This is a genomic window from Micromonospora sp. NPDC005367, from assembly GCF_040606825.1.
In the GTDB taxonomy this organism is placed as follows: Bacteria; Actinomycetota; Actinomycetes; order Mycobacteriales; family Micromonosporaceae; genus Micromonospora.
In genome coordinates, this window is the sequence record NZ_JBEXFP010000043.1 from 44,422 (window position 1) to 57,993 (window position 13,572).

Below are 13,572 nucleotides of genomic sequence, written 5' to 3' on the forward strand. Positions count from 1 at the left end.
GGGTGTACACCGACCTGCCCGAGGAGCGGTTGCGCGCCCACCGCAGCGGTGTGCGGAACCCGGAGGACTTCGACCGGTTCTGGGCGGACACGCTGGCCGAGGCCCGGTCGGCGGGCTTCGCCGTCCGGGTCGAGCCGGTGCCGACCGACCTGGCCGGCATCGACGTGTACGACGTGACGCTTCCCGGCTTCGCCGGCCAGCCCGTCCGGGCCTGGTTGCGGGTGCCCAGCGGTGCCGGGGCGGCCCTGCCGACCGTCGTCCAGTACGCCGGCTACGGCGGCGGGCGGGGCCACCCGCTGGAGAACCTGCTCTGGGCCGCGGCCGGGTACGCGCACCTGCAGATGGACACCCGCGGGCAGGGCTCGGGGTGGAGCCGGGGCGACACCCCCGACCCCGCCCCGGCGGGCCCGGAGGTGCCCGGGGTGATGACCCGGGGCGTCGCGGATCCGCGCACCTACTACTACCGGCGTCTGATCACCGACGCGGTCCGGGCGGTCGACGCCGCCCGGGCCCTGCCGGCGGTCGACCCGGAGCGGGTCGCGGTGCTCGGGCACAGCCAGGGCGGTGGCCTGGCGCTCGCGGTCGGCGCGCTCGTGCCCGACCTGCGGGCGGTCGTCGCCGGAGTGCCGTTCCTCTGCGACATCCCGCGCGCCATCGTGGTCACCGACGCCCGCCCGTACCGGGAGGTGCGTGACTACCTGGCCGTCCACCGGGACGCCGAGGATCGGGTGCTGAACACGCTGGCGTACGTCGACGGGGTGAACTTCGCCCGCCGCTGCCACCTCCCGGCGCGGTACTCGGTGGCGTTGATGGACGACATCGTGCCGCCGTCGACCGTGTTCGCCGCCGTCAACGCGCACGCCGGGCCGACCGAGTTGTCGGTGTGGCGCTACAACGGCCACGAGGCGGGTGGCATCGAGGACGACGAGGCGGCGTTGCGGTTCCTCGGAAAGCACCTGGCCGACGACACCGACCTCGCACCGGGGGCCGGTGGAGGCTGATAGACAGGACGGGTGCGCAGGTCGGGGGCGGTGTGGTGCGGTCGGGCGACGAGCCGGCACCGGTCGCGCCGACCCCCGGCCCGGCTCACCGCCGCACTGCTCGCGGTCGGCGTGCTGCTGACCGGTTGTAGCCGGTCGCAGCCGCAGCCCGCGCCGACGCCTCCGGCTCCGCAGCCCTCGCCGACCGGCCCGCGACCGAGCAGCGTCCCGCCGTCCGCCACCGGCCGGCCGGGGCTGCCCGGCTTCGTGGTGCTCGGCGACGTCGATCCGCGTGTCCGCACCGACATCCGGTACGCCAGCCCACACAACTTCGTCGGTCGGCCCATCACCGGCTACCGGGAGCCGCTGTGCCTGCTGACCCGGCGGGCGGCGGAGGCGCTGCGCCGGGTGCAGGACGCCGCGCTGGCCGGTGGGCACAGCCTCAAGGTGTACGACTGCTACCGCCCGGTGCCGGCCGTGAACGATTTCGTCGCGTGGTCCAAGCGCCCCGGCGAGCAGCGGAGCAAGGCCGAGTTCTACCCGCACGTGGAGAAGTCCCGGCTGTTCGCGGAGGGGTACATCGGCGCGCCCACCGCGCACAGCCGGGGCAGCACGATGGACCTGACGCTGGTTGCCGAGCCGCCCGCCGACCAGCCGCCGTTCAGGCCCGGCCAGCCGCTGCTGTCCTGCACCGCGCCGCGCGCCGAGCGGTTCCCGGACAACAGCATCGACATGGGTACCGGCTTCGACTGTTTCGACCCGCTGGCGCGGACGGCCGCACCGGGTGTCAGCGGCCCGGCTCGCGCGAACCGGATGCTGCTCGAACGGCTGATGACCGACGCCGGGTTCGTCAACTACCCCGGCGAGTGGTGGCACTACAGCTTCGTGGACGAGCCGTACCCGGACACCTTCTTCGACGCCCCGGTGGCCCGCTCGTCGGTCGGGTGAGCGGCCCACCGGCGGGTCGGGCATGATCCTCTCCGGCGCCTACCGGCGCAGCCCGCGGCCGGTGCCGGCGCGGGCGTCACGGAGAGGGGAGCGGGCAGTGACGACGGAGCGGATCGGGCCGCCGCTGACCGGTGGGGAGCGGGAGACGCTGCGGGCGTTCCTCGACTACCACCGGGCGACGCTGGCCATGAAGTGCGACGGCCTCAGCGACGAGGAGTTGCGGCGGCAGTCGTCGCCGCCCTCGACGCTCTCCCTGCTCGGGCTGGTCCGGCACATGGCCGAGGTCGAGCGGACCTGGTTCCGGAAGGTCATCAACGCCGAGGACGTCCCGCTGCTCTGGTCGGACAGCGGCGACTACCAGGTGGCGTACGACGCCGGCTCGTCGACCCGGGCGGAGGCGTTCGCCGCCTGGCAGCAGGAGGTCGAGCACTCCCGGCGGATCGAGCGGGCGGCGGAGTCGCTGGACGTCACCGCACACAACGCCCGCTGGGGCGAGGACGTGTCGCTGCGGCTGGTGATGCTGCACCTCATCCACGAGTACGCGCGCCACAACGGGCACGCCGACCTGCTACGCGAGGCGATCGACGGCACCGTCGGCGCCTGACCGGTCAGCGGTCCGCGCCGCCCCGGCGGGCAGGTGCGCGCCGCCGGTGCGGTGCCGCCGCGCGGTGGCGATCGTCCGGACGTCTCAGGCCGTGCTGGTTCCCGGCAACGGCAGCCAGGCGAGCACGTCCTGGATCTTCCTGTCCCAGTAACCCCAGTCGTGGCCGCCCGGGGAGAATTCGACGGTGAGCGGCACACCTCGATCCCTGGCGGCGGCGACGAAGTGCTGGTTGTCCTCGTACAGGAAGTCCTCGGTGCCACAGGCGACGTAGAGCGCGGGAGGTTCAGGGTTCTCCTCGCCCGCCCGGTCCAGCAGTGCGATGGTGTCGTCGTCGGTGCCGGCGACGGGGCGGCCGCCGAAGACGGTGTGCCAGACCTCCGGGTTGATCGGGTTGGTCGGGTGCTGCCGCCGATGGGCGAGATCGAGGGCGCCGGAGAGCGCCGCCGCTGCCGCGAACCGTCCCGGGTCGCGTAGCGCCCACTTCACCGCGCCGTAGCCACCCATCGACAGGCCGGCGACGAACGTGTCCTCCCGGCGTTGCGAGATCCGGAAGAAGGAGTGGCACAGTTGCGGCAGTTCCTCGCTGAGGAAGGTCCAGTACCGGTTGCCGTGCGCCTCGTCGGTGTAGAAGCTTCGGGCGACCTGGGGCATCACCACGGCCAGTCCGAGCGGTGCCACGTACCGCTCGATGGAGGTGCGGCGCAGCCAGATCGTGTCGTCGTCGGTGAGCCCGTGCAGCAGGTAGAGCACCGGGGGATCGCCGGCGGTCGCACCGCCGGACATGCCGATCTGCGACGACGTGCGCTGCGGCAGGATCACGGTCATCGAGGTGCTGAGGGTGAGCACCTCGGAGTAGAAGTCAACACGCATCAGGGCCACGTTCGTCGACGGTAGCCGGTAATACCGATTGCAGCCCGCCCACGGTCGGCCTACCGTCGTTCCCGCAAGGTCAACCGATCGGTCCGAGGGAGTACGTCGTGTCGCCACGTACCAACACCCGAGCCACGCGGCTCACGCCGGACGGCGGCGCGTGGCTGTCCACAGGGGAGAAGGCTCTGGGCCGGGGCCGGTTCGTGGAGGGCCGGCATCGGGGGAGGCGGCGCGACTGACGCGCCCGCGTACACGCGCAGCCGCCCACCCCGCCGGGGTCCGGGCGGCTTTGTCGTCCGTGGCCCCGGCACCGGGCGGGTCGGGGGGTCACCCGCCCGGGCACGGGCCGTTGGAGCAGCGGAAGCTCGCCCGGTTCTCACCCGGGAGGTCACGGGTTCGAATCCCGTACGGCCTACGCGTCGGCACCGAGCGGCGCACGGTATCGCGGTTGTAGCGCAGCCCGGCAGCGCGTCACCTCGCCACGGTGAAGGTCGCCGGTTCGAATCCGGCCAGCCGCTCCGAGTCGAATCGATAACGAGACCAGGAGAATTCGATGGGTTTCAACACGCTGGTCGGCACCCGCGCGCCGGTACGGGTCTGGACCGACCCGTACGGCATCGAGCCGCAGGCGGCGAAGCAGCTGCGCAACATCGGGACGCTGCCCTGGGTGGAGGGCGTCGCGGTGATGCCGGACGTCCACTTCGGCAAGGGCGCCACGGTCGGCTCGGTGATCGCGATGCGGCAGGCCGTCTCACCGGCAGCGGTCGGCGTGGACATCGGCTGCGGGATGTCGGCCGTGCGTACCTCGCTGACCGCCGCCGACCTGCCCGACGACCTCGCGGGGCTGCGTTCGGCGATCGAGGCGGCGATCCCGGTCGGCTTCGCGAAGCGGGATAAGGCCGTCGATCCGCGGCGGGTACGTGGCCTGGAACAGGGCGGATGGGACGACTTCTGGCGGCGGTTCGCCGACCTCGACCGCCGGGTGGCGCAGCTGGAGGTCCGCGCGCAGCGGCAGCTCGGCACGCTCGGCGGCGGTAACCACTTCATCGAGGTCTGCCTCGAGCAGGGCGGCGCCGACGAGGGGCGGGTGTGGCTGATGCTGCATTCCGGGTCCCGCAACATCGGCAAGGAGCTGGCCGAACGGCACATCGGGGTCGCCCGCCGGCTGCCGCACAACGCCGACCTGCCCGACCGGGACCTCGCGGTCTTCCTCGCCGGTACGCCGGAGATGGATGCGTACCGCCGGGATCTCTGGTGGGCGCAGGAGTACGCGCGCCGAAACCGGGCCGTGATGCTGGCGGTGCTCTGCGATGTGGTGCGGAACCGGTTCCCGCAGGTGCGCTACGACGAGCCGATCTCCTGCCACCACAACTACGTGGCGGAGGAGAGCTACGGCGGGGTGGACGTGCTGGTGACCCGCAAGGGTGCGATCCGGGCCGGCCGGGGCGATCTGGGCATCATCCCGGGTTCGATGGGCACCGGGTCGTACATCGTGCGCGGGAAGGGGAACCCGGACGCGTACTGCTCGGCCTCGCACGGGGCGGGGCGGCGGATGTCGCGGGCGCAGGCGAAGCGCACCTACAGCACCGACGACCTCGCGGCGCAGACGCAGGGTGTGGAGTGCCGCAAGGACGCCGGGGTGGTGGACGAGATCCCCGGCGCGTACAAGGACATCACCGAGGTGATGGCGCAGCAGGAGGACCTGGTCGAGGTGGTCGCTCACCTCAAGCAGGTGGTGTGCGTGAAGGGTTGAGGCGCGGGTGGCGGTCGTTGGGCCGTCACCCGTTCCGGCGTCGGTCGTCGCGGATGTCGTCCCGGCGAGTCAGGCTCCAGTAGCCGACGCTCGGCTGCATCCCGAACGTGCGGTTCGTACGCAGGATCGCCTCGTTTCCGTCGTCGTTGTGCGTGCTCACCGCGGTCGCGCCGCGCCGGTGGGCCTCCCGCAGGGCGGCGGCCTTCAGGGCCGTGGCCACTCCTCGGCCGCGATGGTCGACCGCAACGCCGGTGTAGACGGTGTACCAGTCGCTGCCGTCGCCCTGGGGCGTGACGATGGTCAGTCCGCACGGCGGGGATCCGGGTACGTCACGTGGCTCGGCCAGCAGCACGACCGCGTCGTCGGTGAACAGCCGATGGGCTTGCGAGACGTCGACGTCCTGATCCTCGGCGCCGGGTACCGGCAGGCCGGGCAGGCTGCGGGTGATGCAGTCGAGGACCATCGCCTCCTCGGCCCAGAAGTCGGCGACGCGGACGCGCACTCCCGCGGTGTCCGCGCCGCGTGCCGCACGCTCCGTCAGCTCGTCGCCGCGCCCGGCCAGATCGAAGCGCCAGCCGACGCTGTGGTGCGTGACGGTCAGGCCGTACCGTGCGGCGAATTCCCGGCCGCGCTCCAGGTCGTCCCTGAGCGTGCTGGTCACCACGTGCTGGCGGCCCAGGTTGCTCCGCGCCCAAGTGGCCAACTCGTCCGCGAGCGCGGTGCCGATCCCGCGTCCGCGCTCGTGTGGGGCGACGGCCACCAGCGCGGCCACGGTGCCCGGCCAGGCCGGCTCGGTGATGATCTTTCCGGCGCCGACGATCACGCCGGCCCGCTCGGCGACGATGGCGTGGTGGATCTCGTCGGCGTCCGTGCTGGCCAGCCGCTCCAGCAGCCGGTGCCGCTTGTCGTCGCCCGCGCTGAGGACCAGCAGATCGGCGGTGGCGGTGAGGTCGTCGTGGCGCATGGCGCGGATCGTGGCTGCCGCCTGCGCGTTCGGTGATGTCACGTGGTCGGAAGCTACCCGGCCTGTCCGCGCGGCCAACAATGATCTTTGCCACGCCGCGTGGCCGCCGGGCGCCCGAGCGGTACTCCGGCTCGGGCGGCCGCGGTGCGCCGAGCGGCGTGGGTCAGTGCAGCCGGGTCTGCCAGTCGGCGGGTACCCGGCCACGCGGACCGGGCGCCGGCTGGTCGAGCGGGTGCGAACTCGGCTCGGCCAACGCGGGCCCGTTCTTGTAGAACTGGTCGTTGGAGTAGTCCCAGAACCAGGACTCGCCAGGCTCGAAGCTCTGGATGATCGGGTGGCCGGTCGTGGCGGCGTGCGCGGTCGCGTGCTGGCTGGGCGAGGAGTCGCAGCAGCCGATGTGCCCGCAGGCCGCGCAGCGGCGCAGGTGGAACCACCAGCCGCCGGTGGACTCGCACTCCAGGCAGCCCGTGCCGCTCGGCAGGGCGGCAGGATCGATCGCCGCGGTCGCCTCCGCCGGCTCGGAATGGTCACTCACAGCGCCGTCCCTTCCCCTCCATGGCTCCCGGATGCTCGGTCGCAGCTGAACCGTAAGTGTCCACCCGGTCGCCGGTCTCGGAGTCTGGCACTCGGCGGCGCCGGCCGCTATCGCGCCCCCCTCGCGTTGTGTCCTGGCCGACGGCGTTCCCGGCCTGTCTTGTTCGGCTCGACATCAACCAGGTCGTGGTGTCCCGTTCTCAGAAGGTCGACTTCGGCACCTTCGCGCCCTGCGCGACTCGGGTCGGGCCGGTCGCCGAGGGGCGGACGTCGACATCGAAGATCTCCGTGGGGAGGTAGACCGTCGCGCAGGAGTTCGGGATGTCCACCACGCCGGAGAAGCGACCCTCGATCGGCGCCGCGCCCAGGATCAGGTACGCCTGCTCCGGGCTGTAGCCGAACTTCGTGAGGTAGTCGATGGCGTGCAGGCAGGCGCGCTGGAACGCCAGTTGCGAGTCGAGGTAACGCTGTTGCCCGTCGAGGGTCACCGAGATCCCGGAGAAGGCGAGCCACTGGCAGTACTGCGGGTTGTTGTTGCCCGGCAGGAAGATCGCGTTCTCCGTCACCCCGTACGTCCGCATCCCGTCCTTGATCAGGTCGACGTGCAGGTCGACGAAGCCGCCCATCTCGATCGCACCGCAGAAGGTGATCTCCCCGTCGCCCTGGGAGAAGTGCAGGTCGCCCACGGAGAGGTTGGCGCCGGGCACGTAGACCGGATAGAAGATCCGTGATCCCTTGGTGAGGTTCTTGATGTCCTGGTTTCCGCCGTTCTCCCGGGGTGGCGCGGTTCGCGCCGCCACCGCGGCCGCCCGTTCGTAGTCGGACCCGGTCAGCGTGCCGAGTACCGCGTCCTGCGGCAACGGCGGCAGCGCCAGCGGCGGCACCCGGTCCGGGTCCGTCTCCGCCAAGGTCCGCTCCCGCCGGTTCCACCTGTCGAGGAGGTCGGCGGAGGGCGCCGTGCCCATCAGGCCGGGGTGGATCATGCCGGTGAAGGAGACGCCGGGGATGTGGCGTGACGTCGCCCGCTGCCCGCTGAAGTCCCAGATCGCCTTGTACGCGTCGGGGAACTGGTCGGTGAGAAAGCCGCCACCGTTCTGCTTGGCGAAGATCCCCGTGTATCCCCAACCCTGGCCGGCGAGCGGACCTGAATCCTCCTGCGGGATCGGCCCGACGTCGAGGATGTCGACCAACAGCAGGTCGCCGGGTTCGGCGCCCTGTACGGCGAACGGGCCGCTCAGTGCGTGCACGATGGACAGCGGCGCGTCGCGCACGTCGTCCGCGGAGTCGTCGTTGTGGATCTCGCCGTCGAACCACTCCCGGCAGTGCACCCGGAACGTCGCGCCCGGCTTGACCGTCGCGACGGGCGGGATGTCGGGATGCCACCGGTTGTGTCCGATCTTCTCCTGCTCGGTGAACCGCTTCGTCGAGTCCAAGGCAAAGATGACCTCGGGCATCAGTCGCTTCCCTTCGTCACACCGCCCGCCACGGTGGTGAGCTTCGGTCTGGGCCGGCGGGTTCCCATGGCTGCTGGACCGCCGGTGGAGTCACAGTCGGGGCAGCCGGGCGCGAGCCGGATGCACCGGCGGGGCCGGCACGGCCCGCCGTCCCGGGACACCCGACACGACCTCGGGTGTCTCCGCGCTCCGGGCGGCCCGGTCGAGGGCCGCGCTGAGCGCGCGAGGCGTCCGCGCCAGCGGCGGCGCGGACCAGACCCGGGCGGCCTGCTGCCGGCACTCGGGGCAGTTGACCGACGCCCCGGCCTGGCCGAGGGGGAGCCGCACCTCGAAGTCACCGTCACGCGGGCACCGGTACTCGTACGTCGCCACCCGGTCTCCTCGCCCGTCACCGCCGTTCGGTGCCCGCGCGGACCCGCGCCGGCCAGGTCAAGAATCGGACGCATCCGGGCGCGCCGCAGCCCAACGTGCGAGGTCGGCCGCGATCGGGTGACGGTGACGATCGCCCGGCCGGGTTGCCACGGCTCAACCCAGGTGCGCCGGGCCGCCGGTGGGCACGTCCTGCCGGCGCACCCTGATCAGGAACAGGGTGGTCAGGCCGGACAGCAGGATCAGCCCGGTGGCCCAGGCGAAGGCCACCGAGTAGCCGTGCAGCAGCGCCCGGACCTGGACGATCGGATCCGGCGTACGGGTCGCCAGGTAGCCGGCGACGGCGCTGGTGTACAGCGTGTTGAGCAGCGCGGTACCGAGGGATCCGCCGATCTGCTGGGTGGCGTTGAGGGTCGCGCTGGCCGCGCCCGCGTCGTGCTCGGGCACCCCGTACAGGGCGAGGCTGGACAGCGGTACGAACGTGAAGCCGAGCCCGAGGCCGAGGACGATCTGGGCGGGCAGCAGGAGGGCGACGAAGGGGGTGTCCACGTCCACCTGGGTGAGCGCCACCATGCCCGCCGCGGCGAGCACCGCGCCGCCGAGCATCAGCGGCTTGGCGCCGATGCGGGGCAGCAGCTGGCTGGCGCCGCCCGCGGCGAGCAGCACGCCGGCGGTGACCGGTAGGGAGGCGAGCCCGGCCTCCAACGGCGTGTAGCGGAGCACCGTCTGCAGGTAGATCGTCAGGAACAGGAACGCCCCGAACAGACCCGCGCCGATGAGCGCGGAGGCGAGGTACGCCCCGCCACGGTTGCGGTCCAGCAGGATCCGCATCGGCAGCAGTGGATTCCTGGTGCGCAGCTCGATGAGTACGAACACGGCGAGCAGCGCCACGCCGACCACGATGAACGTGAGGGTCGGAGCCGCGGTCCAGCCGTCCTCGGCGGCCTGGGTGAAGCCGTACACCAGGCTCACCAGGCCGGCGGTGACCACCAGCGCGCCGGGTACGTCGTACCGGGTGTCGCCGTGCGCCCGGCTCTCGGGGACCAGCGGAAGCGCGGCGATCAGCGCCACGGCGGCGACCGGGATGTTGACCAGCAGGCACCAACGCCAGCTGGCGTACTCGGTGAGCACGCCGCCGAGCAGGAGGCCGACGGCCGAGCCGCCACCGGCGATCGCACCGTAGACGGCGAACGCCTTGGCGCGTTCCCGGGTCTCGGTGAACAGGACGGTGAGCAGCGCCAGTGAGGCCGGCGCGAGCAGCGCGCCGAAGGCGCCCTGCAGGGCGCGGGCACCGAACAGCATCGCGCCGTCGCCGGCGAGACCGCCGATGGCGGAGGCGAGCGCGAAGCCCACCGTCCCGACGATGAAGGCGCGTTTGCGGCCCCAGTAGTCGGCGATCCGGCCGCCGAGCAGCAGCAGCCCACCGAACGCCAGCGTGTACGCGGTCACTACCCACTGCCGGTTGGCGTCGCTGATGCCGAGGTCGGCCTGGGCGTGGGGGAGCGCGATGTTCACGATGGTGGCGTCCAACACCACCATCAGTTGCGCGATCGCGATGACCGCCAGCGCGGCCCAACGCTTCGGGTGCCCGCCGGTCTCCGCCTCGGCGTCGGGCGCGCCAGGGCTGGTCGAGCTCGTTGCGGGCATGGCGAAGCCTTCCGTGCGGACTCGGTACCGGCTCTGAACGTCGGGACGGTCGCGCCGGGACGATCGGCGGCGCCCGCCGTCCGGCCCGCGCGGGCCCGTGTCCGGCTGCCGAATCCGCCCGCCCCATCTCCGCGAAAACTCTTCGCGTCAGACGCTAGCCGCGGGGATCCGGTCCGCGCAGCGGCTTCGGAGATCCGTCCCCGGTCGGATCACCGGGCCCGGCCAACGTGGGCGGGAGGGGCGTCGGGCGGCACCGGCGCCATCACGCCGGCAGGCTCACCCTGGCCGCTACGGCAGCTTGGCGGGGGCGTAACAGGCGGGTCGCCGCGGTGCCGGGGGAGGCCGCCTACCGCTCGGCGGTCTGGCGGCGGTAGTGACGGGCGACCCGGGCGCGGTTGCCGCACGAGGGTTTACACCACGCCTGGCGTGGATGCTCCTGCACGAAGTAGCGCACGCAACGCGGAGCGGGGCAGGCCCTCAGGCGTTCGCGGGCCGGACCGGTGAGGAACTCCGCGGCGGCCCGGGCGAGTCCGGCGACGAGGCGCAGCCGGACGTTGGTGACTCCGCCCCGCCAGCCGAGCGTGGGGGCGGTATCCGGCGCCCAGGTCAGCACCGGGGAGACCGGCACCGCCGCGGCTGCCTCGTTGAGCCGGTCGACGGCCTCCTGCGGGGGGAGCAGGGCCGCGGAGTCGGCCCGGCTGGGCGGGCCGGGCCGGACGGCCTGCGCGAAGAGGCTGCGCACCGCCCGGCGCAGCGCCACGACGTCCCGCCGGGTGCGCTCGTCGGCGACGTCTAGGGCGTCCAGGTCGCCGGCGTACGGCCGCAGCGAGGTGGCGTTCTCGCGTAGCCACGTCGCCAGCCCGGTGACGTCGTCGAGGTCGTCGGCCACCCCGCCGTCGCCGTCGTGCCGGATCGTGCCGGCCAGCGCCAGCGCGACGTGCTGTTCCATCCTTCTCCTCCGGTTCGGGGCCGGCTTGCGCCTCCGGCGAGATCAACTGTAGCGTCCCTAACGCTTCAGATGCAGCTAGACATTAGGGAGCGGCCAGTGCTCGTCATCGCTCACCTCAGCGACACCCACCTGGACAGCCATCCGCGGTCGGCCGAGCGGACCGCCCGCGTGATGGACCACCTGAACGGACTGCCACGGCCGGTCGACGCCATCCTGGTCACCGGTGACATCGCCGACCACGGCGAGGTGGCGGAGTACATGCTCGCCGCGCGCCTGCTCGCCTCCCCGACGCCGGTCCTCGTCTGCCCCGGAAACCACGATGTGCGCGCCGCGTACCGCAAGGGTCTGCTCGGTGACGACTCCGGCGCGACCGGCCCGATCAACACCCGGCACGACGTGGCCGGAGCCGTCTTCCTGCTCGCCGACTCCACCGTCCCGGGGTCCGACGACGGTCACCTCGACGCGGAGACGATGGAGTGGCTCGCCGCCGAGCTGGACTCCGTGCCGGCCGACGCGCCGACGTTCATCGCGTTCCACCACCCGCCGGTCGCCCTGCACCATCCGGTGATCGACCCGACGCGGCTGCTGCCCGCCGAGCCCCTGGCCGAGTTGGTCGCCGCCCACCCGCAGGTCGTCGCCGTGCTGACCGGGCACTTCCACACTCCGGCGGCGAGCACCTTCGCCGGCCGCCCCCTGCGGATCGCGCCGGGGGTCGTCTCGTCCCTGCGCATGCCGTGGGAAGGGGAGGGACGCCTGACCACCCAGGCGCAGCCGCCCGGGATCGCGTTCCACGTGTACGACGACGCGGGGCTGTTCACGACCCACTACCGGGTGGTGGTGTGAGCGTGCCGGGTGTGGCGCTGCTCGGCTTCCTCGTCGCCGTCGCACCGATCACATTGGCCCCCGGCACGAGCCTCACCCTGGTCGTCTCACGGGTCACCGCAGGCGGGCGCCGGCCGGGCTGGTGGGTGATTCTCGGGACGGTGACCGGGCTCTACGCCCACGCGGCACTGGCCGCTGCGGGGCTCGCCGCGCTGGTGCTCGCCTCGTCGCGGGCGTTCTGGACGGTCAAGCTGGTCGGCGCCGCGTACCTGGTGGGGCTGGGACTCTGGCTGCTCCGGTCCGCGGCCCGTCGCGCCTCGTCGGCACGTCCCGGGCACCGCCCGCCGGCCGCGGCACAGGACGACGCGACAGCGTCCCGCTCGGCACGCAGCCGCCTGCCCCGGCTGCCGTGGCAGGTGAACCATCCCTACCTGCAGGGACTGCTCGGTAACGTGCTCAATCCCAAGGCGGCCGCCGTCTACCTCACCCTCGCGCCGCAGTTCCTCGACCCGGACCGGCCGGTGCTCGCGCCGATGCTGCTCCTCGCCACCGGGCATGCCACCCTGCACACCTGCTGGCTGGCCGGCTGGACCGTCCTCTCCGGCGCTGCCGCCAAGCTGCTGCGTACGACCACCGCCCGTCGCCTGCTCGATCGGCTGGCCGGCGCGATCCTGGTCGGTCTCGGCGTGCGAAGCGCCGTGGCCTGAGCGCCCGACTTCGCCCCGGCCAGCTCGTAGCGCATACGGCTGCGATCCGGCCCCGCGTCGATGCCTGCCGTCCTGACCGGACGGACACGGCGGGCGCCGGCGGCCACCGCGCAGGCCGGCAGGACGGAGGTGGACGAGTCCCCGGACGGGGGGAACCGGACAGCCGCGACGTGCGGTACCGTGCCTCCCATATCGACCCCTTCCGAGGTGAACCCATGCGTGTGGTGGCCGCGCTCGCCCTGACTCTCGCGATGGCGCCCGCGCCGGAGCCGTCGCCGTCCCCTTCGGTGCCCGGCGGTCTGCTCGGCGGTCTGGTCGGCGGCCTCGGAAGCCTCGTCGACGGGCTGCTGGGCGCCGGCGACGATGACGCGCCGTCCGTCCCGCCGTCCAGTCCGCCATCCGATCCACCGTCCGCGGCGCCCACGACGCCCGGCCCGTCCGCCACGTCGATTCCCACGCCGGGTTCGCTCGCCCCCTCGGCGGCCGCGCCCAGTGGGGCGCCGACGAACGCTCCCGGTGGCGTCCCGGGCCGGGTCGTACGCCCTGGTGGCGGCCAGGCGCCCAGCGTCGTGGTGACGGTGGTGCCGCAACCGGCCGGCCCGCCTGGCGTGACACCGTCCACCTCGGATCGTCTCGCGGTGCCGACCGTCGTCCGGACCGACCCGGTGCTGCGGTGGGCCGCCCTGCTGTTCGCCGTCGGCGTTCTGGCGTTGCCAGTGGTCCTGCTGGTGCGGCGACGTCAGGCGCCCGCCGTCCCGGCCCCGGCCCCGGTGGCGGCCCCCGGCGGGCCGGTGCCACCCGGGCCGGAGGAGACCGCCGAGAACGTGACCAGGCTTCCCACGAATCTGAACGCCATCTACGAACTGGGTCGCCTCGACGAGCGGCTCGCCCAGGAGCGCGAGCGGCGTTCCTGAGCCGCCGAGGACCACGGCCAGCGCGGCGACGAGCGCGACGGGCAACACCGCGAGGTC

General features: G+C 73.0%; 14 protein-coding genes and 2 tRNA genes. 9 read left to right on the forward strand and 7 right to left on the reverse strand.

Going from position 1 to position 13,572, the window contains the following annotated elements:
* Positions 1 to 2: 2 nt before the first annotated feature.
* From ABZS42_RS24770 to ABZS42_RS24780, 3 genes are all read left to right on the forward strand, one after another.
* Entirely contained in the window at positions 3 to 1,001 is a 999-nt protein-coding gene (locus tag ABZS42_RS24770; RefSeq protein WP_355149068.1) for an acetylxylan esterase, read from the forward strand.
* A gap of 96 nt (positions 1,002 to 1,097) precedes the next feature.
* Positions 1,098 to 1,928 (forward strand): M15 family metallopeptidase, encoded by an 831-nt coding sequence (locus ABZS42_RS24775; RefSeq protein ID WP_355149098.1) that lies wholly within the window; start codon positions 1,098 to 1,100, stop codon positions 1,926 to 1,928.
* A gap of 97 nt (positions 1,929 to 2,025) precedes the next feature.
* Positions 2,026 to 2,532, forward strand: coding sequence for a DinB family protein (locus ABZS42_RS24780; RefSeq protein WP_355149070.1), 507 nt, complete (start codon positions 2,026 to 2,028; stop codon positions 2,530 to 2,532).
* 84 nt (positions 2,533 to 2,616) lie between these two features.
* Here ABZS42_RS24780 and ABZS42_RS24785 read toward each other — a convergent pair whose 3' ends face one another.
* Positions 2,617 to 3,411: an alpha/beta hydrolase family protein gene (locus ABZS42_RS24785; RefSeq protein WP_355149072.1), complete on the reverse strand. Its 795-nt coding sequence runs from the start codon at positions 3,409 to 3,411 to the stop codon at positions 2,617 to 2,619.
* A gap of 334 nt (positions 3,412 to 3,745) precedes the next feature.
* On the opposite strand from ABZS42_RS24785, the gene ABZS42_RS24790 reads away from it, so the two are divergent.
* From ABZS42_RS24790 to ABZS42_RS24800, 3 genes are all read left to right on the forward strand, one after another.
* Positions 3,746 to 3,817 (forward strand) — tRNA-Glu (locus ABZS42_RS24790).
* 29 nt (positions 3,818 to 3,846) lie between these two features.
* A tRNA-Gly gene (locus ABZS42_RS24795) sits at positions 3,847 to 3,920 on the forward strand.
* A 35-nt stretch (positions 3,921 to 3,955) separates the two neighbouring features.
* Positions 3,956 to 5,155, forward strand: coding sequence for an RtcB family protein (locus ABZS42_RS24800; RefSeq protein ID WP_355149074.1), 1,200 nt, complete (start codon positions 3,956 to 3,958; stop codon positions 5,153 to 5,155).
* A gap of 25 nt (positions 5,156 to 5,180) precedes the next feature.
* Here ABZS42_RS24800 and ABZS42_RS24805 read toward each other — a convergent pair whose 3' ends face one another.
* From ABZS42_RS24805 to ABZS42_RS24830, 6 genes are all read right to left on the reverse strand, one after another.
* Entirely contained in the window at positions 5,181 to 6,161 is a 981-nt protein-coding gene (locus ABZS42_RS24805; RefSeq protein ID WP_355149076.1) for a GNAT family N-acetyltransferase, read from the reverse strand.
* Positions 6,162 to 6,282: 121 nt separating this feature from the next.
* Positions 6,283 to 6,654, reverse strand: coding sequence for a UBP-type zinc finger domain-containing protein (locus ABZS42_RS24810; RefSeq protein WP_355149078.1), 372 nt, complete (start codon positions 6,652 to 6,654; stop codon positions 6,283 to 6,285).
* A 199-nt stretch (positions 6,655 to 6,853) separates the two neighbouring features.
* Positions 6,854 to 8,107 carry a formamidase gene (fmdA, locus tag ABZS42_RS24815; RefSeq protein WP_355149080.1) on the reverse strand — a complete coding sequence of 418 codons (1,254 nt, stop codon included), beginning with the start codon at positions 8,105 to 8,107 and terminating at the stop codon, positions 6,854 to 6,856.
* A 90-nt stretch (positions 8,108 to 8,197) separates the two neighbouring features.
* Positions 8,198 to 8,479 (reverse strand): FmdB family zinc ribbon protein, encoded by a 282-nt coding sequence (locus ABZS42_RS24820; RefSeq protein WP_355149082.1) that lies wholly within the window; start codon positions 8,477 to 8,479, stop codon positions 8,198 to 8,200.
* 153 nt (positions 8,480 to 8,632) lie between these two features.
* Positions 8,633 to 10,123 (reverse strand): DHA2 family efflux MFS transporter permease subunit, encoded by a 1,491-nt coding sequence (locus tag ABZS42_RS24825; RefSeq protein WP_355149084.1) that lies wholly within the window; start codon positions 10,121 to 10,123, stop codon positions 8,633 to 8,635.
* A gap of 346 nt (positions 10,124 to 10,469) precedes the next feature.
* Positions 10,470 to 11,072: an ABATE domain-containing protein gene (locus ABZS42_RS24830; protein ID WP_355149086.1), complete on the reverse strand. Its 603-nt coding sequence runs from the start codon at positions 11,070 to 11,072 to the stop codon at positions 10,470 to 10,472.
* 96 nt (positions 11,073 to 11,168) lie between these two features.
* On the opposite strand from ABZS42_RS24830, the gene ABZS42_RS24835 reads away from it, so the two are divergent.
* From ABZS42_RS24835 to ABZS42_RS24845, 3 genes are all read left to right on the forward strand, one after another.
* A complete protein-coding gene (locus tag ABZS42_RS24835) occupies positions 11,169 to 11,915 on the forward strand; it encodes a phosphodiesterase (RefSeq protein ID WP_355149088.1) in 747 nt (248 codons plus the stop codon).
* Positions 11,912 to 12,601: a LysE family translocator gene (locus tag ABZS42_RS24840; RefSeq protein ID WP_355149090.1), complete on the forward strand. Its 690-nt coding sequence runs from the start codon at positions 11,912 to 11,914 to the stop codon at positions 12,599 to 12,601. The genes ABZS42_RS24835 and ABZS42_RS24840 overlap by 4 nt, the downstream gene beginning before the upstream one ends.
* A gap of 215 nt (positions 12,602 to 12,816) precedes the next feature.
* A complete protein-coding gene (locus ABZS42_RS24845) occupies positions 12,817 to 13,515 on the forward strand; it encodes a hypothetical protein (RefSeq protein WP_355149092.1) in 699 nt (232 codons plus the stop codon).
* Positions 13,516 to 13,572 lie beyond the last annotated feature (57 nt).